Origin of the sequence: Streptomyces sp. NPDC127177, from assembly GCF_042672475.1 — a bacterium.
GTDB lineage: Bacteria > Actinomycetota > Actinomycetes > Streptomycetales > Streptomycetaceae > Streptomyces.
On the sequence record NZ_JBHXUW010000059.1, the window covers coordinates 13,097 to 33,040 of the forward strand.

Annotated in this window: 21 protein-coding genes; 4 read left to right on the forward strand and 17 right to left on the reverse strand. The window is 72.4% G+C overall.

Annotated elements, in window-relative coordinates; genetic code table 11:
* From ACFVJX_RS29135 to ACFVJX_RS29150, 4 genes are all read right to left on the reverse strand, one after another.
* A complete protein-coding gene (locus tag ACFVJX_RS29135) occupies positions 1 to 366 on the reverse strand; it encodes a hypothetical protein (RefSeq protein WP_384123237.1) in 366 nt (121 codons plus the stop codon).
* Positions 367 to 417: 51 nt separating this feature from the next.
* Entirely contained in the window at positions 418 to 1,083 is a 666-nt protein-coding gene (locus ACFVJX_RS29140) for a hypothetical protein (protein ID WP_384123239.1), read from the reverse strand.
* A 67-nt stretch (positions 1,084 to 1,150) separates the two neighbouring features.
* Positions 1,151 to 1,621 carry a VOC family protein gene (locus ACFVJX_RS29145; protein WP_384123241.1) on the reverse strand — a complete coding sequence of 157 codons (471 nt, stop codon included), beginning with the start codon at positions 1,619 to 1,621 and terminating at the stop codon, positions 1,151 to 1,153.
* A 113-nt stretch (positions 1,622 to 1,734) separates the two neighbouring features.
* Positions 1,735 to 3,210, reverse strand: coding sequence for an MFS transporter (locus ACFVJX_RS29150; protein ID WP_384123392.1), 1,476 nt, complete (start codon positions 3,208 to 3,210; stop codon positions 1,735 to 1,737).
* A gap of 135 nt (positions 3,211 to 3,345) precedes the next feature.
* On the opposite strand from ACFVJX_RS29150, the gene ACFVJX_RS29155 reads away from it, so the two are divergent.
* Entirely contained in the window at positions 3,346 to 4,053 is a 708-nt protein-coding gene (locus ACFVJX_RS29155) for a TetR/AcrR family transcriptional regulator (protein WP_384123243.1), read from the forward strand.
* Here ACFVJX_RS29155 and ACFVJX_RS29160 read toward each other — a convergent pair.
* Genes ACFVJX_RS29160 through tsaB form a run of 4 tightly spaced genes read right to left on the reverse strand, consistent with a single transcriptional unit; the run spans position 3,998 to position 6,578 of the window.
* On the reverse strand, positions 3,998 to 4,276 hold the full coding sequence (locus ACFVJX_RS29160) for a hypothetical protein (RefSeq protein WP_384123245.1): 279 nt from the start codon (positions 4,274 to 4,276) through the stop codon (positions 3,998 to 4,000). The genes ACFVJX_RS29155 and ACFVJX_RS29160 overlap by 56 nt on opposite strands.
* Positions 4,273 to 5,403 (reverse strand): tRNA (adenosine(37)-N6)-threonylcarbamoyltransferase complex transferase subunit TsaD, encoded by a 1,131-nt coding sequence (gene tsaD / locus ACFVJX_RS29165; protein WP_384123247.1) that lies wholly within the window; start codon positions 5,401 to 5,403, stop codon positions 4,273 to 4,275. Before tsaD ends, ACFVJX_RS29160 begins: the two co-directional genes overlap by 4 nt.
* A 3-nt stretch (positions 5,404 to 5,406) precedes the next feature.
* Complete coding sequence (rimI, locus tag ACFVJX_RS29170) at positions 5,407 to 5,919, reverse strand: ribosomal protein S18-alanine N-acetyltransferase (protein ID WP_384123249.1); 513 nt, start codon at positions 5,917 to 5,919, stop codon at positions 5,407 to 5,409.
* Positions 5,916 to 6,578, reverse strand: a complete 663-nt coding sequence (gene tsaB, locus ACFVJX_RS29175; protein WP_384123250.1) for a tRNA (adenosine(37)-N6)-threonylcarbamoyltransferase complex dimerization subunit type 1 TsaB — start codon at positions 6,576 to 6,578, stop codon at positions 5,916 to 5,918. The genes rimI and tsaB overlap by 4 nt, the downstream gene beginning before the upstream one ends.
* Before the next feature lie 171 nt (positions 6,579 to 6,749).
* Between tsaB and ACFVJX_RS29180 the strand changes: the two genes are divergently transcribed.
* Positions 6,750 to 7,286, forward strand: coding sequence for a hypothetical protein (locus tag ACFVJX_RS29180; protein ID WP_384123394.1), 537 nt, complete (start codon positions 6,750 to 6,752; stop codon positions 7,284 to 7,286).
* Positions 7,287 to 7,438: 152 nt separating this feature from the next.
* Here the strand turns inward: ACFVJX_RS29180 and ACFVJX_RS29185 are convergent, their stop codons facing one another.
* From ACFVJX_RS29185 to glmS, 8 genes are all read right to left on the reverse strand, one after another.
* Positions 7,439 to 7,618, reverse strand: a complete 180-nt coding sequence (locus ACFVJX_RS29185) for a hypothetical protein (RefSeq protein ID WP_384123252.1) — start codon at positions 7,616 to 7,618, stop codon at positions 7,439 to 7,441.
* Positions 7,619 to 7,758: 140 nt separating this feature from the next.
* The gene (gene tsaE, locus ACFVJX_RS29190) at positions 7,759 to 8,319 is read right to left on the reverse strand and encodes a tRNA (adenosine(37)-N6)-threonylcarbamoyltransferase complex ATPase subunit type 1 TsaE (protein WP_384123254.1); all 561 of its coding nucleotides are present in this window, start codon (positions 8,317 to 8,319) and stop codon (positions 7,759 to 7,761) included.
* On the reverse strand, positions 8,288 to 9,538 hold the full coding sequence (locus ACFVJX_RS29195; RefSeq protein WP_384123256.1) for an alpha/beta fold hydrolase: 1,251 nt from the start codon (positions 9,536 to 9,538) through the stop codon (positions 8,288 to 8,290). Before ACFVJX_RS29195 ends, tsaE begins: the two co-directional genes overlap by 32 nt.
* A gap of 70 nt (positions 9,539 to 9,608) precedes the next feature.
* Complete coding sequence (alr, locus tag ACFVJX_RS29200; protein ID WP_384123258.1) at positions 9,609 to 10,775, reverse strand: alanine racemase; 1,167 nt, start codon at positions 10,773 to 10,775, stop codon at positions 9,609 to 9,611.
* 73 nt (positions 10,776 to 10,848) lie between these two features.
* A complete protein-coding gene (locus tag ACFVJX_RS29205) occupies positions 10,849 to 11,235 on the reverse strand; it encodes a DUF488 domain-containing protein (RefSeq protein ID WP_384123260.1) in 387 nt (128 codons plus the stop codon).
* A 32-nt stretch (positions 11,236 to 11,267) separates the two neighbouring features.
* Entirely contained in the window at positions 11,268 to 12,740 is a 1,473-nt protein-coding gene (locus tag ACFVJX_RS29210; RefSeq protein WP_384123262.1) for an NAD(P)H-hydrate dehydratase, read from the reverse strand.
* A 40-nt stretch (positions 12,741 to 12,780) separates the two neighbouring features.
* Positions 12,781 to 13,149 carry a holo-ACP synthase gene (locus ACFVJX_RS29215; protein ID WP_384123264.1) on the reverse strand — a complete coding sequence of 123 codons (369 nt, stop codon included), beginning with the start codon at positions 13,147 to 13,149 and terminating at the stop codon, positions 12,781 to 12,783.
* A 17-nt stretch (positions 13,150 to 13,166) separates the two neighbouring features.
* Entirely contained in the window at positions 13,167 to 15,014 is a 1,848-nt protein-coding gene (gene glmS, locus ACFVJX_RS29220; protein WP_384123266.1) for a glutamine--fructose-6-phosphate transaminase (isomerizing), read from the reverse strand.
* 194 nt (positions 15,015 to 15,208) lie between these two features.
* On the opposite strand from glmS, the gene ACFVJX_RS29225 reads away from it, so the two are divergent.
* The gene (locus ACFVJX_RS29225) at positions 15,209 to 16,942 is read left to right on the forward strand and encodes a Flp family type IVb pilin (protein WP_384123268.1); all 1,734 of its coding nucleotides are present in this window, start codon (positions 15,209 to 15,211) and stop codon (positions 16,940 to 16,942) included.
* Between the two features lie 268 nt (positions 16,943 to 17,210).
* Here ACFVJX_RS29225 and ACFVJX_RS29230 read toward each other — a convergent pair whose 3' ends face one another.
* The gene (locus tag ACFVJX_RS29230; RefSeq protein ID WP_384123270.1) at positions 17,211 to 18,698 is read right to left on the reverse strand and encodes an MFS transporter; all 1,488 of its coding nucleotides are present in this window, start codon (positions 18,696 to 18,698) and stop codon (positions 17,211 to 17,213) included.
* Between the two features lie 122 nt (positions 18,699 to 18,820).
* On the opposite strand from ACFVJX_RS29230, the gene ACFVJX_RS29235 reads away from it, so the two are divergent.
* The gene (locus ACFVJX_RS29235; protein WP_384123272.1) at positions 18,821 to 19,807 is read left to right on the forward strand and encodes an Lrp/AsnC family transcriptional regulator; all 987 of its coding nucleotides are present in this window, start codon (positions 18,821 to 18,823) and stop codon (positions 19,805 to 19,807) included.
* The last annotated feature ends 137 nt before the right edge of the window (positions 19,808 to 19,944 follow it).

Genomic DNA, 19,944 nt, shown 5'->3' on the forward strand with positions numbered 1-19,944 from the left:
CTAGGCGAGGTCGGTCAGGTCGTCCGCGTACACCTGCGAGAGCGGCTGCGGACCCACGTACTGCTGGCAGTTGCACTGCCCGGACTCGAAGCGCACCGGCTTCTTGTGTTCGTCCCAGGCGGTCGGCACCTCGACCAGCTCATGGCACTTGCCGTGCTTGTCGTGCTTGGCGAGGTGGTGCGTGCAGCCGCAGACCGGCTCCGGCGGCTTGTTCGCCGCCTGCACGGCCAGCCGCTCCTGCTTGCCGGCCTCCAGCCGTTCCAGCTGGCGGGTGTGCCGGTTACGCAGCGCCGTACGGACGTTGTCGGCCACCCAGCCGAATCCGCCCATCCAGAAGACGATGAGCAACCACCAGTACCACTCCATGAGACGTCCTCCCCCTGACTCTTCGTGTACGCGCCAAGGATAGAGCCGGAGTCAGCGGTGCGACCCGCCGCCGAAGGAAGTCAGGGGCGCCGGCACGACCGGGCCGGCCAGCACCCGGAGCACCCAACGCCGGTGCAGGAACGCCTTGGTGACGCCGATCAGCCCGATGAGCCAGAGGACGAACCCGAGGCCCATCCCGAGGGCCACCAGGCCGTAGGTGTCGTCGCCCGGAACGGCTTCGGCCGGAACGGCGACGCACGCGTACAGCCCGACCGCGCACAGCAGGAAGGAGGACAGCAGCCAGACCAGGCTGGTGCCGGGCAGCCGGAGCGCGCTGTCGCCGGCCGGGTCACGGTCCAACCCGCCCCACTGCAGCAGCAGTCGGCGGACCTCGCGGTCGCGGCGCAGCCCGACGACGACGAAGACGACCGCCGGCACCAGGCACACCGCTCCCGTGCAGAGGAAGACCACGCCGAAGAGGACGCCGAAGACGTCACCCGGCTCCTCGAAGGTGATGAACGCCGTGCCCACCAGCGACCAGCCCAGTGCGCCGAGCGCACCCCAGAGCCACAGCAGGCCGAGCCGGGCCGGCCCCAGGTGCGCCCTCACCAACGCGCCGAGCACGACGGCCCGGTCGGCGAGCAGGGCTCCCCGGTCGGGCCAGGTGCGTATCTCCACGGGCGGTGGGGGCGGGGGCAGCGCTGAGCGGCGGGGCATGGGCCAGACCCTACCGAGCCCCTCGGCGGCGGCACGGCCTTCCGCCGCCGTCCGCCGGGGGCGGTGCTCAGGCGTTGCGCAGGGCCTCGACGTCGAGCCGCTTCATGCCGAGCATCGCCTTCATGGCGCGGGCCGCCTTGTCCTGGTCCGGGTCGGTCAGCGCCTCACCGAGGCCGGGCGGGATGATCTGCCAGGAGACGCCGAACTTGTCCTTGAGCCAGCCGCACTGGCTCTCCTGTCCGCCGTCCGCGGTGAGCTTGTCCCACAGGGTGTCCGCCTCCTCCTGCGAGGCGCATTCGACGGAGAGCGAGACGGCCTCGTTGAAGGGGAACTCCGGGCCGCCGTTGAAGGCGATGTACTCGGCGCCCTCCAGCCGGAACCGTACGGTCATCACGGCGCCGTCCTCGCCCGGTGACGCCGCGGTCCAACGGGTCACGTCCACGACGCGCGAATCACCGCCGATGACCGAGATGTAGTAGTCCGCGGCCTCTTCGGCCCGGTTGTTGTCGAACCACAGGAACGTGGTCACCTTCTGCATGGTCTTCTCCTCGCACGGTGGTGCCGGATGGTCATGCAAGGTAGACCGCTCGCATGGCCGGAACTCATCGGCCGACCCGGTCCAGCAGCACGGTCTTCCCGTGTCGAAGCGGATCAGCTGCCGGTCCGCGTCGAGGGGGCCACGGCCGGATCGACACCTCCTGCGGAATTCTTCGGAGGATTCTCCGGATCGGCCACCGGAGCGGTTTCCGTCGCGCTCCCCCGGTCACGGTCACCCGGAAGCAGGACCAGGGCCGCCAGGGACGCCAGTGCGAGCAGTCCGGCGGCGACCCAGAAGGCCGCCGCATAGCCCCGGACCAGCTCGCCCCGGCCCGCGCCCTCCCCGGTGACCTGCGCGGCGACCGTCACCAGGACCGCGAGTCCGAGCGAGCCGCCCACCTGCCGGGCACTGTTCAACAGCCCGGAGGCCATGCCGGTCTCCCCGGGCGTGACATCGGTCGTGGCCGCCGTGCCGAGCGGAACGAAGCACATGCCGATGCCGACGGAGGCGACCAGGGACGGGCCGAGGATGGAGACGAGGAAGGTGCCGTCCGTCCGCGCGGTGGCCGCGAAGCCGGCGATGCCGAGCGCGGCCAGGGCACCGCCGGTCGCCAGCAGCCGCCGGGTGCCGAGCCTCGCGACCGTTCGGGTGGCGATCACCGATCCGGCGACGACGCCCGCGCAGAACGGCAGGAAGGCGGCCCCGGCCGCTGTCGGCCCGTAGCCGAACACCTGCTGGAGACAGAGCGAGACGAAGTAGAAGGCGGCGAACTGGCCCGAGCTGAGCAGCAGGCAGAACAGGTTCGCCGTGAGCACCGGCCGCCCCCGCAGCAGTCCGGGCCGCAGCAGCGGCGACGCGGTCCGCAGCTCGACGGCGACGAAGGCGGCCAGCAGCAGGGCAGCGCCCCCGAGCACGGCGAGCGTCCTGGCCGATCCCCAGGGATGGTTCGAGGTGCCCACCAGGCCGAGGACCAGCAGCGTCGTGCCACCGGTGGCCAGCAGCGCACCGGCCACGTCCAGGCGGGCGCCGGTCCTGACCGGGCCGGCGACCGGTCCGGTGCGCAGCGAGGCGACCAGGGCGAGGGCCACGATCGGCACGTTGACGAGCATCACCGCCCGCCAGCCCGCCACGTCCGTCAGCAGCCCGCCCGCCAGCACCCCCACCGCGCCGCCCGCCGCGCCCGCCATGCCCCAGAGCCCCAGGGCACGGGAGCGCGCGGGCCCGGCCGGGAAGGCGATGGCGATCAGCGCGAAGGCCACCGGGGCGAGGGCCGCGGCGCCCACGCCCTGCACCGCCCGTGCGGCGATCAGCGCGCCCGGCGACCGGGCGAATCCGCCGGCCAGGCTCGCCACGCCGAACAGCACCAGTCCGGCCGTGAGCACCGGCCGGCTGCCGAGCAGGTCGGAGAGGCGTCCGCCGAGCATCAGCAGCCCGCCGAACGCGAGCGCGTAGGCGTTCACCACCCAGAGGAGGCCTTCGGCCGTGAAGCCGAGACCGGTACGCATATCGGGCAGCGCGACGTTCACCACCGACATGTCCAACGCCACCATGAACTGCACGGTGAGAGCTACCAGCAGCAGCCAACGCATCTGCCGTGATTGGTCGTTCACGGTCCTCCCCTTCCCTCGTGGTCACTCGGACGCCCATTACTATACGCGTATAGAAATTATTCGCGGAAGAGCCTGCCCGGATCGCGGCCGGGCGCGAGGGGGGACAATGTCCGGGTGTCAGGGACAGAGAAGAAGCCGCCGGGGGCGAAGCGGTCCGTGGGGCGTCCGCGCAGGCTCGATCCGGACGCCATGGTCGCCACGGCGCGCCGCATCATCGAGGAGGAGGGCCTGGGCGCCCTGAGCATGCGACGGGTGGCCAAGGAGCTCGGCTCCACCCCGATGGCGCTCTACCACTACGTCCAGGACAAGGACGAGCTGCTGATGCTCACCCTGTCCGGGACGGCGGCCGCCTTCCCGCGCCCGGAGCTGCCCGCCGATCCGCGCGAGCGGCTGACCGCCGTTGCGGCGCACATGCACGGCATCCTGGCGCAGCTGCCCTGGGTGCTCGACGTCCTGGCGCTGGGCGAGCTCACCGACCGCAACGCACTGTGGATGGTCGAGGAGATCATCGACTGCGCGCTCGCCTGCGGCCTCTCCCCCGAGCAGGCGGTACGCGCCTACCGGACCATCTGGAGTTACGTCTACGGCGACCTGGTCTTCCGCAGGGCCGCCGCCCACCGCGCCGAACACCCGCCGTCCAAGCGGTACTTCCCCGAAATGATCACGGAGGATGACGCGGCGGAGCTGCCCCGCCTCACCGCGGTCAAGGACGACTGGCGGGCGTACGCGGCCGACTACGAGGTGGTGGACGAACTCGACGCGATCGTCACCGGTCTGCTGTCCCGAGGGACTCGAAGCGCCAGCGGTGCACCGGCCGGGTGACGGCCTCCGCCTCCGGTTCGGGCAGCTCCGGCAGCTCGTCGCCGTAGGCGCCCTCCCACCAGGTGATGACCAGCACCCGGTCCTGCGGGGCGCGCAGCAACTCGCTGCGCAGCGGCGGCCGCGCCAGCTCGCCCGCGCGGGCGCGCGCCCACTCCAGCAGTTCCGCGCCCCGCCCCTCGGTGGCGCGGGCCTCCCACATCAGTGCGACGGTCGTGGCGCTCATGAGTACAGGTTGTCCTTGCTGACCTCGTGCACATGGTCGTGCGAGTGCGAGTGCGAGTGCGCGTGCGCGTGATCGTGGCCGGGAGCGCCGGGTACGTGGGGCTCGGTCACCGGCAGTGACGAGTCGGCCGACAGCTCCAGGTCGGAGGAGGGCCGGTTGCGGGCCACCATCTCCGCGCCCAGCGCCGCGACCATCGCCCCGTTGTCGGTGCACAGCCCCGGCCTCGGCACCCGCAGCCGGATCCCGGCCCGTTCGCAGCGCTCCTGGGCGAGGGCCCGCAGCCGCGAGTTGGCCGCGACACCGCCACCGATCATCAGGTGGTCGACGCCCTCGTCCTTGCAGGCACGGACGGCCTTGCGGGTGAGCACGTCCACCACGGCCTCCTGGAAGGAAGCCGCCACGTCCCGCACCGGCACCTCCTCGCCCGCGGCACGCTTCGCCTCGATCCAGCGGGCGACGGAGGTCTTCAGCCCGGAGAAGGAGAAGTCGTACGCGGGGTCGCGGGAGCCGCTCAGTCCGCGCGGGAACGCGATCGCCTTCGGGTCGCCCTCCTTGGCGAGACGGTCGATGACCGGGCCGCCGGGGAAACCGAGGTTCAGCACCCGGGCGATCTTGTCGAACGCCTCGCCGGCCGCGTCGTCGATGGTCGCGCCGAGCGGCCGTACGTCGGCGGTGATGTCCGGCGCCAGCAGCAGCGAGGAGTGCCCGCCGCTGACCAGCAGCGCCATCGTCGGCTCGGGCAGCGGGCCGTGCTCCAGCTGGTCGACGCAGATGTGCGAGGCCAGGTGGTTCACCCCGTACAGCGGCTTGTTCAGCGCGTACGCGTACGCCTTCGCCGCCGAGACACCGACGAGCAGGGCGCCCGCGAGTCCGGGGCCCGCGGTGACGGAGATGCCGTCGAGGTCGCGTCCGCCGACCCCGGCCTCCTTCAGGGCGCGCTCGATGGTGGGGACCATCGCCTCCAGATGCGCGCGGGAGGCGATCTCCGGAACGACGCCGCCGAAGCGGGCGTGCGTGTCGACGCTGGAGGCCACGGCGTCGGCGAGCAGCGTCGTCCCGCGGACGATACCGACGCCGGTCTCGTCGCAGGAGGTCTCGATGCCGAGTACGAGCGGTTCGTCAGCCATCAGTCAGATCTCTGTTTCCTGTACGTGCCCCGGTACGTCTTCGTGTACGTGGAGGCGCATGACGAGTGCGTCGATGTTGCCCGGCTGGTAGTAGCCGCGTCGGAAGCCGATGGGTTCGAAGCCGAAGCGTTCGTACAGCTTCTGTGCCCGGGTGTTGTCGACCCGGACCTCCAGCAGCACCTCGGCGCACTCGAAGGCCGTGGCGTGCTTCAGCAGATCGGTGAGGAGCTCGGAGCCGAGGCCGCCGCCCCAGTGGTCACGGGAGACGGCGATCGTCTGCACGTCGGCGAGGTCACCGGCCGCGGCCAGCCCCGCGTAGCCGACGATCCGGCCGGTGACCGGGTCCTCGGCGACCACGTAGCGGCGGGTCGCCTGCGGGCCCCTGGCGTACGCGAGCTCGGACCAGAACATGCCGGGTGACCAGGCGTCCTCCGGGAACATCCGGCGTTCGAGTTCGAGCACCGGGTCGATGTCCCACCAGCGCATCTCGCGCAGTACTGCGGTCGCGGCGGTCACTTCGGCGTGACCACCTTGTAGTTCTTCGGGACCTGCGCGTCGGGCCTGCGGAGGTAGAGCGGCTGCGGCGGCAGCATGTCGGTGCCCGCGGCGAGGCGCTCGGCGGCGAGGGCGGCCAGGGCACCGGCCGCGACGTGCTCGGGTCCGCGCGGGTCCGGGAAGGCGTCGGGGTAGAGCACCGCGCCCGCACCGACCACGGGGAGGCCGGCGAGCTGCTCCGCGATGTCGGCGGGGCGGTCGACGGCGGGTTCACCGGTACGGGTGCGGGGGTCCTCGTACCGCGCCCAGTAGACCTCCTTGCGGCGGGCGTCCGTCGCGACGGCGAAGGGACCCTCCAGACCGGCCTGCCCGGCGGCGTACGCGAGACCGTCCAGGGTGCACAGCCCGTGCACGGGCACGGACAGCACGGAACCGAAGGTCGCGGCCGTCACCAGGCCGACCCGCAGTCCGGTGTACGGGCCGGGGCCGACGCCGACGACCACGTCGGTCACGGCGTCGAGTTTCACCCCGGCCTCGACGAGTACGCGGTCGACGGCGGGGAGCAGGAGTTCCCCGTGCCTACGGGCGTCGACCTGACCGGACTCGGCGACGACACGGGTCCCGTCGTGCAGCGCGACGGTGACGGCGGGGGTGGCGGTATCCACAGCGAGCAAGAGCACGCAAACAGCCTACGGCTCCGCCGAGGGGGTCATCGCGCCCCGTACGGCGTCCCGGCACCGGGGGTCACCGGCTGCTACCGTCACCGGGTATACGCGGAGTACGTGTAAACGCTTGTACGACAACCAACGGCGAAAGAGGCTCGGACGGTGGCAAGGGGCAGCTCGGGAATCGTGGCCGCGCTCACCGCGGCGGCCGTCGCGGCGGTCGGCTTCCTGGCCTACCAGGCGTCGGCGAACGCCCCCGACACGCTGGCCCCCCGGCCGAAGACGTCCAGCAGCTCGCCCGCCACGGCCGGCCACACCGAGCCCAAGGCCAAGAAGGACCCACTCGCGGTCCCCGCCTCCTCCGGCAAGGGTGCGCGGGTGGTGTACGCGCTGGGCGACCGGCGGGTGTGGCTGGTCGACGCGAAGGGCAAGTCGACGCGGACGTTCGTGGTCATGCCGAGCGCGGTGCGGGCGCTGCCGGGGACGTACCAGGTCACCTCGCGCTCCGGCACCGTCACCGGGTCCGACGGAGTGCCGATCGAGCACGTGGTGCGGTTCGCGACGACGGACGACGTGGCCATCGGCTTCAGCGCCGCGCAGGACGGTTCGATGGAGAGCCCGGACCCGACGCTGAAGGCGGGCGGGGTACGGATGTCGCGGGCGGACGGCAACGCGCTGTGGACGTTCGCCACGGTGGGCGTGAAGGTCGTCGTGACCCCGTAGTCCCGTCAGCCCCGGCACGTCCAGCCCGCCCCGGCCGCCTCAGGCCGATCCGGCGAGTCCGGGTGACCTCAGGCCGATCCGGCGGCATCGAGCCCGTCCGGCGATCGTAGAAATCTTCGGCACCGGGCGACGCCGTGCCCGGACTTGCCTGCTCAGGCGCCGGACTGGCCGGGACCGCCGGACGCGACCGACGGGTTCGGGGGGCGGGCCTCCGCCCCGGGGCGCTCCTCGTCCGGCGGGGTGGACACCGCGTTCGCCGCCACTCCCGCCGCCAGCAGCTCGCTCATCGATACCGCCCGCGGCGGCCGCACTTCACTCTCGGATGTCGGCATGGACGCCTCCTGGGGCTCCGGTGGAAGGCACGGTTAGGCAGACCTAACCTGCTCTCGCCCTCCATGTCACCACGCCCGCCCCGCCCCGCGCAACAATTTGCCGACACCGTGTCGGAAAGCGAGCGGCGGTCCGGTCCGCCTCAGGCGCCGTCCACCGCCCACGGTGCCCACGGCTCGTTCCGCAGCCCCGACCAGCGCGCGCCGACGCCCACCAGCGTCACCGCGCGGCGCTCGTCGTCCGTGTCGCCGACCGCGCGGTCGATGAGCACCTGGAGGCGGTCGTCCGCCAGTTCCTCGACCTTGCCGTCGCCCCACTCGACGACGACCACCGAATCCGGCAGCGACACATCGAGGTCCAGGTCCTCCATCTCGTCGAGCCCGCCGCCCAGGCGGTACGCGTCGACGTGGACCAGCGCCGGGCCGTCGCCGAGCGACGGGTGGACGCGGGCGATCACGAACGTGGGGGACGTCACGGCGCCGCGCACCCCGAGCCCCTCGCCGAGGCCGCGGGTCAGCGTCGTCTTTCCGGCACCGAGCTCGCCGGTGAGCATCATGAGGTCGCCGGCGCGCAGCACGCCGGCGATCCGGCGGCCCAGGGCCTGCATCTGTTCGGGGGACTCGACGGCCAGGTCCACCCTGACGGTGCCCGGCGCGGCGTCTTCGGCCGGCTCAGCCGCCGGGCTGTTGTGCGGTGCTTCCATGCCCGCCAACGTTAGAGGATTCCGGCACGGCTCCCGCCCTCACCAACAGGTCCGCCAGCCGGTCCGTGACCGACTCGGGGTGTTCGAGCATCACCAGGTGCCCGGCGTCCGGCACGATGACCAGCTCCGCGTCGGGCAGCACGTCCGCGATCGCCTCGCTGTGCGAGCTGGGCGTCACGAGGTCCTTGTCGCCCGCCAGGATCAGCACCGGGACATCGCGGAACAGCGGCAGCGCGGCGCTCTTGTCGTGCTCGGTGAAGGCCGGGTAGAACTCCGCGACCACATCGATCGGCGTGGCCTCGATGAGCCGTTCGGCGAACCGTTCGACGGCCGGGTCCACATCACGTGAGCCGAAGGAGTAGCGCTTGATGAGTCCGGCGAACAGATCCGCGGTCGCCCGCCGGCCCCGCTCCACCAGCTCCGCCTGCGAGCCGAGCGCCTTGAGCACCCCGGGCAGCACCCGTCGCACCGCGTTCACGCCCGCCACCGGCAGCCCGAAGCTGACCTCGCCGAGCTTCCCGCTCGACGTGCCGACGAAGGCGACGGCGGCGACCCGGTCGCGGATCAGGGCCGGGTACTGGTCGGCCAGCGCCATGATCGTCATGCCGCCCATGGAGTGACCCACCAGCACCAGCGGCCCCTCGGGCGCGGCCGCGTCGATCACGGCCTTGAGGTCGCGGCCGAGCTGGTCGATGCCGACGTGGACCCCCTGCGCCTGGGCCCTGCCCCGCTCCGAGCGGCCGTGGCTGCGCTGGTCCCAGTGGACGGTGCGCACGAGGCCGCGCAGGGCGGCGCGCTGGAAGTGCCAGGAGTCCTGTCCGAGGCAGTAGCCGTGGCTGAAGACGACCGTGACCGGGGCCGGGGCCTTGCGTCCGAAGAGCCGCCGCCGGCGCGGACCGGCGGCGGCGCCGGAGGACGCACCGTCGGTTCCGGTACCGCCGCCGGGCTCGACCTCGTCGATCTCGTAGTACAGCTCGGTTCCGTCGTCCGCCACGGCCCGGCCCGGCAGTCCGCGCAGCGAGCCGTACGGACCCGTGGCGTCCAGCGCCAGCCTGGCCCGCTTCCGCATGCCGCGGCCGACCGTCAGCCGCTCGACGGCGACACCGGCCGCCGCGCCCGCGGCGATCACACCTATGGCGGCTCCGGCGACCCCCGCCCGGCGCCAGCCGACCGTCGAAGCGGCCGTCGCCATCGCGTCCCCCGCGCTGATCTCGCTCACCGTGCCGCGCTCCTCGTGGGTCGTGTCCTTCAGGTCAGGGCCACTCCGATCAGATCAGATCAGACTTTGATCAGATCTGGTCGGACTCTTCCGATCCCGATTCGTCACGGTAGACGCGTGGCACCCGGGCACCGATCCGGGTGACGATCTCGTACGCGATCGTGTCCGCCGCCCGCGCCCAGTCCTCGGCGCTCGGCTCACCCCGGTCCCCCGGGCCGAACAGCACGGCGTCGCTGCCCTCCTCGACCGCGTCCCCTTCGAGGTCGACGACGAACTGGTCCATGGCCACCCGGCCCGCGACCGTCCGTCGCACGCCCCCGACCAGCACCGGACCGCGACCCGACGCATGACGCGGGATGCCGTCCGCGTACCCCAGCGGCACCAGGCCGAGCGTGGTCTCCCGGGACGTCGTGTAGTGGTGGCCGTAGCTGACGCCGTGACCGGCCGGCACCTGTTTGACCAGGGCCACCGAGGCGGCGAGCGTCATCACGGGCCGCAGCCCGAAATCGGCCGGGGTGCCGAGCTCCGGGCTGGGCGAGATCCCGTACATGGCGATCCCGGTCCGCACCAGGTCGAAGTGCGACTCGGGGACGGTCAGCGTCGCCGGGGAGTTGGCGATGTGCCGCACCTCGGGCTCGACGCCGGCCTTCTCGGCGTGCGCCACCATGTCGCGGAACACGTCCAGCTGGGCGGCGATGGAGGGGTGGCCGGGCTCGTCCGCACAGGCGAAGTGGGACCAGAGGCCGGTGATCCTGATGGTGCCCGCCTCCTCGGCGGTGCGGGCGGCGGCGACGAGCGCGGGCCAGTCGGCGGGCTGGCAGCCGTTGCGTCCGAGACCGGTGTCGGCCTTGAGCTGGACCCTGGCGGGGCGGCTCGCACCGGCGGCGGCCGCGGTGACCTCGCGCAACGCCCACATGCCGCTCACCGACACATCGACATCGGCCTCGATCGCCTCGCGCCAGGGCCCGCCGGGCGTCCACAGCCAGCACATCACCCGGCCGCCGATCCCCGCCGCGCGCAGGGCCAGCGCCTCCTGCGGAGTGGCGGTGCCGAGCCAGGTGGCGCCCGCCTCCAGCGCGGCACGGGCACAGGGCACCGCACCGTGCCCGTAGGCGTCGGATTTGACCACGGCCATGAGGTGCGCGCCGGCGGCCCGGGCACGCAGAACACGCACGTTGGCGCGGAGTGCGGCGAGGTCGATCTCGGCACGGGCTCTCAAGGACGCTGTCTCGTTCATCGCGCCCAGTGTCTCAGAGCCGTACGGCACCACCCCCGGGTACCGGTCCCCGCCGGGCGAGTCCGGGGCGGTGTCAGCCGTGGTGCAGCTCGTGTTCCAGATGATCGACGAGGACCGGTACGTGACTGTGCGGAACGTCCTTGACCGCCGTGACCAACGTCACCGGGCCGCCGTCCCGGACCAGCCGCACCAGCTCCTCCACGGCCGCGCTGTGCACCGGGTCGGCCAGCTCGGCACGGTAGCGGTCCACGAAGTCGTCGTAGCGGGTACCGGAGCGGTCCTCGTGGTACCAGGAGCGCAGCTCCTTCGACGGGGTGACGTCCTTGAGCCACTTGTCGATCGCGGCGCGCTCCTTGGCGACGCCCCGCGGCCAGAGCCGGTCGACCAGCACACGGGTGCCGTCGCCGTCCTCCTGCGGGTCGTACACCCGGCGTACGCGCAGGTCATCGCTGCTGCTCACGGGCAGTCCCCTCTCGCCGCTCCCAGGATCACTCAGGCCCGTACGTCCCGCCAGGCCACCCGGATCGCCTCCGCGACGTCCTGTGCGGCGACCGGGGAACCGTCGGAGGCGTGCCGGGCCGCGAGTCCGTGGAGGTAGGCGCCCGCCGACGCGGCGTCGCGCGGGGCGAGGCCGGCGGCGAGCAGCGAGCCGGCCAGCCCGGACAGCACGTCGCCGCTGCCCGCGGTGGCCAGCCAGGACGTGCCGGTGGGGTTGACCCGTACGGGGGTGTGCGGGGTGTCGGTGGCGATCAGTGTCGTCGACCCCTTGAGCAGGACCGTCGCACGGAACCGGGAGGCGATTTCGCGTACGGCGTCGAGCCGCCCCGCCTCCACCTCCTCGCGGGGGACGCCGAGCAGCGCGGCGGCCTCCCCGGCGTGCGGGGTGAGGACGGTGGGCGAGGTGCGCGTCCGTACGACGGCGGCGTCCAGCAGCCGCAGGCCGTCCGCGTCGACCAGCACCGGGACGTCGGCGGCCAGCACATCGGAGACCGCTTCGACGGCGTCCGTCCCGTCGCCGAGCCCCGGCCCGACGACCCAGGCCTGCACGCGCCCCGCTTTCGACGGCGGGCCCGCGTGGACCAGCGTCTCCGGATGGCGTGCGATGACCGCGTCCGCCCCGGCACCGACGTACCGCACGGCCCCGGCCCCGCCGTGCAGCGCCCCGGAGACGGCCAGCACCGCCGCGCCCGGGTAGCGCGCCGACCCGGCGACGATGCCGACGACCCCGCGCCGGTACTTGTCGCTCTCGGCGTCCGGCACGGGCAGCAGCGCGGCCACGTCCGCGTACTGGAGCGCCTCCAGGTCCGGCACGTCCGGCAGTTCGGGGCCGAGCCCGATGTCGACGAGGTGCAGCGCCCCCGCCAGTGCGGCGGCCGGGTCGACGAGCAGCCCCGGCTTGTACGCCCCGAAGGTGACGGTCGCGTCCGCGTGGACGGCGTCCCCGCGCACCTCGCCGGTGTCGGCCTCGACACCGCTCGGCAGGTCGACGGCGACGACGGGTGCCCCGTGCGCCGTGTACCGCGCCACGAGCGCCGCCGCCTCGGGCCGCAGTCCGCCGCGCCCGCCGATGCCGGTGACGCCGTCGACGACGAGGCCGATGCGGCCCGGCCGGTCCCGGTGCGGGTCCGGGGCCGTGTCATCGCCGTCCACGATCCGTCCGCCGGCCGCGCGCAGGGCGGCGCTGCCGCCCTCGTGGGCCCGGCCGGGCGACACCCGCACGGCAAGCACGCCCGCGCCGCGCCGGGCCAGCCGGGCACCCGCGTACAGCGCGTCGCCCCCGTTGTCGCCGCTGCCGACGAGCAGGACGACCCGGGACCCGTACACGCGGCCGCCGCGGCGCAGCACATCGGCACAGGCGGCGGCGAGTCCGGCGGCGGCGCGCTGCATCAGCGCACCCTCCGGGAGCCGTGCCATGAGGGCCTGTTCGGCGGCCCGTACGGTCGAGACGCTGTACGCAGTACGCATGGCTCCAACGTACGCAGGAAACGGCGGCCACGCCCGGGACTCAGCCCTCGGCGATCACCACCGCCGAGGCCACCCCGGCGTCGTGGCTCAGCGAGATGTGCCAGTGCCGGACCCCCAGCTCGGCGGCGCGTGCGGCGACCGTGCCGCTCACCCGCAGCCGGGGCTGTCCGGACTCCTCGACGTACACCTCGGCGTCCGTCCACAGCAGCCCGCCGGGGGCACCGAGCGCCTTGGCGAGGGCTTCCTTGGCGGCGAACCGGGCGGCCAGCGAGGCGATACCGCGCCGCTCACCGCCGGGCAGCAGCAGCTCCTGCTCCAGGAAGAGGCGCGCGGCCATCTGCGGCGTGCGCCGCAGCGCCGCGTCGAACCGCTCGATCTCCGCCACATCGATCCCGACCCCGATGATCACGTACGCATCCCCACTGTTCACTCCACGGTGACGGACTTCGCCAGGTTGCGCGGCTGGTCCACTTCGTTGCCGCGGGCCGTCGCCAGCTCGCAGGCGAAGACCTGCAACGGCACGGTGGCGACCAGCGGCTGAAGCAGCGTAGGCGTTGCCGGAATCCGGATGAGGTGATCGGCGTACGGGACGACCTCCTCGTCGCCCTCCTCGGCGATGACGACGGTGAGGGCGCCGCGGGCCCGGATCTCCTGGATGTTCGACACGATCTTGCCGTGCAGCACCGAGCGCCCGCGCGGCGACGGCACCACGACGACGACCGGGAGGCCCTCCTCGATCAGGGCGATCGGACCGTGCTTGAGCTCACCGGCGGCGAACCCCTCGGCGTGCATGTACGCGAGTTCCTTGAGCTTCAACGCGCCCTCCAGCGCGACCGGGTAGCCGACGTGCCGGCCGAGGAAGAGCACGGTGTCGTGGCCCGCCAGCGAACGCGCCAGCGCGCGCACCGGCTCCATCGTCTCCAGGACCCGTTCGACCGAACCGGAGATCTCGGAGAGCTGACGGATGACGGTGCGGATCTCGTCGCCCCACTTGGTCCCGCGGATCTGGCCGAGGTACAGGGCCACCAGGTAGCAGGCGACGAGCTGGGTCAGGAACGCCTTGGTCGAGGCGACGGCGACCTCGGGCCCGGCGTGCGTGTAGAGCACGGCGTCGGACTCCCTGGGGATGGTCGAGCCGTTCGTGTTGCAGATCGCGAGGACCTTCGCGCCCTGCTCACGGGCGTGCCGCAGCGCCATCAGCGTGTCCATCGTCTCGCCGGACTGCGAGATCGCGACGACGAGGGTGCGCTGGTCCAGGATCGGGTCCCGGTAGCGGAATTCGCTCGCCAGCTCGGTCTCGCACGGGATCCGGGTCCAGTGCTCGATGGCGTACTTGGCGATCATCCCGGCGTGGAACGCGGTCCCGCAGGCGACGATCACCACCTTGTCGACCTCGCGGAGCTCCGCCCGCGTGATCCGCACCTCGTCCAGGTGGAGCGTCCCCTCCGGGTCGATCCGGCCGAGGAGCGTGTCGGTGACCGCCTTCGGCTGCTCGGCGATCTCCTTGAGCATGAAGGAGGGGTAGCCGCCCTTCTCGGCCGCGGAGGCGTCCCAGTCCACGTGGTACGGGCGGACCTCGGCCGGCCGCCCGTCGAACCCGGTGACGAGCACACCCTCCCGGCGCAGCTCCACCACCTGGTCCTGGCCCAGCTCGATCGCGGACCGGGTGTGTGCGATGAACGCGGCGACGTCGGACGCGAGGAACGCCTCGCCCTCCCCCACGCCCACCACGAGCGGCGAGTTCCGCCGGGCCCCGACCACCACGTCGGGCGCGTCGGCGAACACCGCGACGAGCGTGAACGCCCCTTCGAGCAGCCTGCACACCTGGCGCATCGCCTCGGCCGGGTCCGCGCCGCCCGAGTACGCCTCGGCGAGGAGGTGGGCGACGACCTCGGTGTCGGTCTCGGAGGCCAGTTCGTGGCCCCGCCCGGTCAGTTCGGACCGCAGGGCGGCGAAGTTCTCGATGATCCCGTTGTGGACGACGGCGACGCGCCCGGCGTTGTCGAGGTGCGGGTGGGCGTTGGTGTCGGTGGGCCCGCCGTGGGTCGCCCAACGGGTGTGGCCGATCCCGGCGTTCCCGCCCGGCAGCGGTCGCTCGACCAGCACCTTCTCCAGGTTGACGAGCTTCCCGGCCTTCTTCGCCGCGGCCAGTCCGCCGTCCGCGAGGACGGCGATGCCTGCGGAGTCGTAGCCCCGGTACTCCAGACGCTTGAGGCCCGCGACGACGACGTCCTGCGCCGACTGCCCGCCGACGTAACCCACGATTCCGCACATGGCGTCCCTTTCATTGCGATTTACACCGTTCTTCGCATGGTCGCAGAAGGTGCGGGAGGCGCCGGGGAGGACGGCGTCGGGTGGGCCCAGGCGCCGAAATGGGTCCGGGGACCCTAACCGCGGTTGTTACCCGCTCGTAAGGTCGGTGCACCAGCACGCTTCGGACCAGGCAGCCCCGAAAGGCGGCGCAGGACATGGTGAGTTACGGCCCGATACCGCGCCCGCCGAGCACACGCGGACCCCGGGGCGAGGAGCGCGGCCAGACCTCGGTCGAGTACGTGGGCATCGGCGCGGTGGTCGTCGCGCTGATCCTGGCCATGCTGGCGGCCAACCGCGCATCGGGCATCGGCACCGCCGTCAGCGGACGCCTCTGCGAGGCGGTCGCCACCATCGGCGTGGGAGAGGCCGGTGACTGCACCAAGCCCGGCAAGGGGCAGGGACCTTCCCCTTCCCCGTCGACCGGCCGGGGCGACGGTGAAGGCGAGCCCACCCTCACCACGAGCAGCACGGAGGCCCCGAAGGACGGGAAGGGCGGCAGGGACGGGAAGGGCGGCAAGGGCGGCAAGGGCGGCAAGGATCCGTTCGAACCGGACAGTTGCCTGCTGTCCTCGGACGACAAGAAGACCACCACGCGGATACAGATCCTGTTCCTGACCCTCTCCAACTCGGAGCAGGTGGTGATCGAACAGTATTCGGACGGCAGCGTCACCCTCTCCCGCAATGTGGGCGCGTCGTTCGGCGTCCGGGCCGGAGTCAGCGCGAGCCTCGGAAAACTGGGCAAGTGGGGAGGCGAGGCCTCCGTCAAGGGCGGCTACAACTGGACCACCGAGGGCGGCAGCCAGTACCGCTTCACCGGCCACAAGAAGGGCGCCTCCCACCAGGAGGACCTGAAGCAGAACGTCGCGGACGCCAAGAAGTACGCCAAGGCCCTGGCCAAGCAGGACGAATGCGGGGGCAACCCGGACCCCGAGGTGCAGATCGCGTGCTCGGCGACCGTCAGCACCCTCAAGCCCACAAAGGAGCCGACGCGGGCTCCGGACGTCGACATGAGCAAGACCTCCACGACGGCCGAGGGCGGCGTGGACTTCGGCCTGTCGCATACACACAAGGGTTCGGAAGAGGATGACAACGTTGCCAACCTCGGTATCTCGGGATCGCTGAACAACGACGTGATGGTCCTGCGCTCGAAGAAGGGTGAGGACGCGGGCAAGATCACGTTCGTCTACACCATGACCGTCGATGGCAAACTGCGGGCGGACGCGGCCGGCAAGGTCGGCGTCGGGGGCGAGGGCAACCACATGCAGCAGGTGTCCGTCACCTACGACGCCAAGAAGTACGACAAGGAGAAGAAGGAGAACCGGCCGCACCACCCCGAGAAGATGGAGCTGACCACCAGTCAGCAGGGCGGTGTATCCAGCCAGGCCGGTGCCGATGTCGAGGCGGCAGGAGGCGCGGGCCTGACCTTCGGCATCGAGGGCAGCTCGGGAAGTTCGAAGAACTGGCTCCACACGGAGAGCGCTTCGCTGGACCTCGACACGGACGACAAGAGGACGACGGCCGAGAACTGGCTGCGCGGCCGGGGAACACAGCCCGCCAAGGGCACGATCCCGTCGCCGCGCGATGCCTCACGACCGCTCGACTCCGATGCCGGCCCGGTGGAGCGACTGATCCACGACAACGCCAAGCTCACCAACCTCGACTACGACGTGAACAAGAACTGGTGGGACGCGTCGATGGCCATCGGGATCGGCGTGTCGGCCGGCTCCGCGAGCTTCGGCTTCCAGCTGTTCGGCCTGTCGGTGGAACACGAGGAAACCCTCCAGACCATCACCGGCGATCCGCAGTACGCCACCGAACCGGACGAGACAGGCAACCGCCCGTGGGTCCCGTTCACCAACTGCACGGACACGCAGCCGGTGAAGAACTGACGCGCCCTCGCTCCTGCGGGCGGGTCGAGGCGGACGGGTCGAGGCGGACGGGCCGGGCGGACCAGGCGGACCAGGCGGACCGGGCGGACCGCACGGGCCGGCACACCAGGCGCGTCCGCCGATCGAGGACGCGGCGCCGCCGTTCGGCGGCACCGCCCCGTCACCCGATCCGCACGCACGGCCCCCGCCACCACACCGTCAGCCAGCCCGCACGGCCCCCACCATCACACCGTCACCCAGCCCGCACGGCCTCCACCACCGCGCCCCGTCAGCCAGCCTGCACGGCCTCCACCACCGCGCCGCTCCCCGCGGCCTCCGGCGCCTTCCGCTCGCCCCGGACCAGCACCAGTACCGCGACACCCGCGACAACCCCCACCACACCGGCCACCACCGCCGCCGTGTTCAGCCCGGAGGCGAACGCCGCCCGCAGCGCATGCTCGGGCACCCCCGCCGCGCGCAGCCCCGGCGCGCCGCCGCCCGCGAGTGCATGGGCCTGCCCCGCACTCAGCGTCTCGCCCATCCGCGAGGTCAGCACCGTCCCGAACACGGCCACCCCGAAGGCGTATCCGAGCTGCCGGAAGGTGTTGACCGCGCCGCCCGCCATGCCCGCCCGCTCAGGCGGTACGGAGGCGAGCGCGGCGCCCGCGATGGCCGGGGAGACCAGGCCCGTGCCGATACCGGCGACGACCAGCCCCGGCAGCAGCGCGGGCCACGAGGAGCCTGCGCCGAGCACCGCCTGGCCGAGCGTGCCGATCCCGATCAGCGCCAGCCCGATGCCGATGGTCAGCCTCGGCTGCACCCCGTGCAGCAGCCGCCCGCCGACCGCCGCCACCACGAACGCCGTCGCGGCCAGCGGCAGCACGGCGAGACCGCCCTGGACGGGGCTGAGTCCGAGCACGGTCTGCAGCCAGATCGAGGTGTACGGCAGAACGGCGAAGGCCGCCGCGTTGAACGCGAGCGCACCGGCCATCACCCCGACGAAACCGGGCGTGCGGAACAACGACAGCTCCAGCAACGGGTGTTCGACGCGCCGCTCGACGAACACGAAGCCGAGCAGAGCGAGCGCGGCGACCCCGAACGTGGCGAGCGTGCTCGCGGACGTCCACCCCTGGCTGCCCGCCCGCACGACCGCGTACGTCATCGCCCCCGCGAACACCGCGAAGGCCACGGTCCCGGCCCAGTCGATCCGGCGGCCCTGCGCACCGCGCGACTCCGGCACGGTCCTGGCGGTCAGCCAGATCGCGCCCACACTGACCGGCAGGTTCACGAAGAAGATCCAGCGCCATCCCGGCCCCTCGGTCAGCAGCCCGCCGACCACGGGCCCGACCGCCGCGGCGGCGCCGCTCACCGCTCCCCACAGCCCGAGCGCGACGGACCGCTCCTTGCCCCGGTACACCGAGGCCAGCAGCGGCAGCGTGGTCGCGAACATCGCGGCCGCGCCCACCCCCTGGACCCCGCGGGCGGCCACCAGCGCCGTCGGCGACGAGGCCAGCCCGCAGGCCAGTGAGGCGGCGGCGAAGAGTACGACGCCCGCGACATGGACCCGGCGCCGCCCGAAACGGTCGGCGGCGGCACCGATGCCGAGCAGCAGCGCGGCGAGCGCGAGCGCGTACCCGTCAATGACCCATTGGAGATCGGAGAGCGACGCGCCCAGCGCCCGTGCCATGTCCGGCAGCGCCACGATCACGATGGTGACGTCGAGCAGCAGCATGAACGTTCCCAGACAGACCGCGGTGAGCGGCCCCCACTTACGCATGTCTTTCTCCCTGTACGGCTTCGGTGTGGCCGGCGACCACTCCCGTACGATCGGATGGGCGCGGCCGAAATCCCCAGCCAGAATTCAACGAGCGCGGGAATCCGACACAGAGGAGGCATTCGATGACGGAATCCGACTCACCGGGCAACATCCTGGACCTCCGGATCCTGCACGCACTGGAGCTGGACGCACGGGCCCCTTTCAGCCGTATCGCCACCGTGCTCGGTGTCTCCGACCAGACGGTGGCACGCCGCTTCCGCCGGTTGCAGACCGAGGGCGGGCTCCGGGTTGTCGGGGTCCGCTGCGCGACCGCCGAGGACTCGCTCGACCACTGGCTGCTGCGTGTGCGATGCGCGCCCGAGGGTGCGATGGCCATCGCCGAGGCCCTGGCCAAACGCCCCGACACCTCATGGATCGGTCTCACCTCGGGTGGTACGGAGGTGACGTGCACGGCCAACGTACGCAGCCAGGGCGATGCCGACGACCTGCTGCTCGGCAAGCTGCCGCGCACCCCGCACATCGTCGACATCCGCGCGCACCAACTGCTGCACCGCTTTTACGGCGGCCCGTCCGGCTGGCTCCACAAGAGCGGCGCCCTCTCGCCGGAGGAGGCCGCCGCCATGGCCACCGCACCCCTCCCCGACCACCCCGGCCCGGCGGTCATCACCGCCGAGGACGAGCCGCTGGTCGCCGCGCTGGAGGAGAACGGCCGGGCCACGTACCCCGAGCTCCAGAAGGCGACGGGCCGGTCCGAATCGGCGGTCAAACGCCGCCTGGTCCAGCTCGTCGCCTCGGGCGCGCTGTACGTCGACGTCGAGTTCGAATCCGACCGCTTCGGTTTCCGCAACGCGAGCATGCTGTACATCACCGCCGCGCCCCGCGCCCTCCACACCGTCGGCGAGGCGCTCGCCACCGACCGCGAGGTCGCGTACGCGGTCGCCACCACGGGCACGTCCAACCTGCTGGCCGTCGTGATCACCCGCGACACCCGTCACCTGTACCGCTACCTGAGCGAGCGGCTGGGCCGGCTCGACGGCGTCGAGCACGTGGAGTCAATGCCGTTCCTGCGCCGCGTGAAGCAGCTGACGTACCGGCCGTTCCGGGGCTGAGGGCCGGCCCTCAGCCCCCGCGGGCCTGTCCGGACATTGCCGTGTGGGTGGGTCGAACGCGGACCCCACAACCGCCACGGCTCAGGAGCAACCCCCCACCAGAAAAAGCTTGACCTTGATTTAGTTACAAACAGAGA

Excerpts from the sequence above, each read along its gene's own strand:
- ACFVJX_RS29135 (WP_384123237.1), bottom strand. The coding sequence starts at position 366 with ATGGAGTGGTACTGGTGGTTGCTCATCGTCTTCTGGATGGGCGGATTC.
- ACFVJX_RS29140 (WP_384123239.1), bottom strand. The coding sequence starts at position 1,083 with ATGCCCCGCCGCTCAGCGCTGCCCCCGCCCCCACCGCCCGTGGAGATA.
- ACFVJX_RS29145 (WP_384123241.1), bottom strand. The coding sequence starts at position 1,621 with ATGCAGAAGGTGACCACGTTCCTGTGGTTCGACAACAACCGGGCCGAA.
- ACFVJX_RS29150 (WP_384123392.1), bottom strand. The coding sequence starts at position 3,210 with ATGCGTTGGCTGCTGCTGGTAGCTCTCACCGTGCAGTTCATGGTGGCG.
- ACFVJX_RS29160 (WP_384123245.1), bottom strand. The coding sequence starts at position 4,276 with ATGAGCGCCACGACCGTCGCACTGATGTGGGAGGCCCGCGCCACCGAG.
- tsaD (WP_384123247.1), bottom strand. The coding sequence starts at position 5,403 with ATGGCTGACGAACCGCTCGTACTCGGCATCGAGACCTCCTGCGACGAG.
- ACFVJX_RS29185 (WP_384123252.1), bottom strand. The coding sequence starts at position 7,618 with ATGCCGACATCCGAGAGTGAAGTGCGGCCGCCGCGGGCGGTATCGATG.
- tsaE (WP_384123254.1), bottom strand. The coding sequence starts at position 8,319 with ATGGAAGCACCGCACAACAGCCCGGCGGCTGAGCCGGCCGAAGACGCC.
- alr (WP_384123258.1), bottom strand. The coding sequence starts at position 10,775 with ATGAACGAGACAGCGTCCTTGAGAGCCCGTGCCGAGATCGACCTCGCC.
- ACFVJX_RS29210 (WP_384123262.1), bottom strand. The coding sequence starts at position 12,740 with ATGCGTACTGCGTACAGCGTCTCGACCGTACGGGCCGCCGAACAGGCC.
- glmS (WP_384123266.1), bottom strand. The coding sequence starts at position 15,014 with ATGTGCGGAATCGTGGGTTACGTCGGCGGGCAGTCGGCGCAGGACGTC.
- ACFVJX_RS29225 (WP_384123268.1), top strand. The coding sequence starts at position 15,209 with ATGGTGAGTTACGGCCCGATACCGCGCCCGCCGAGCACACGCGGACCC.
- ACFVJX_RS29230 (WP_384123270.1), bottom strand. The coding sequence starts at position 18,698 with ATGCGTAAGTGGGGGCCGCTCACCGCGGTCTGTCTGGGAACGTTCATG.
- ACFVJX_RS29235 (WP_384123272.1), top strand. The coding sequence starts at position 18,821 with ATGACGGAATCCGACTCACCGGGCAACATCCTGGACCTCCGGATCCTG.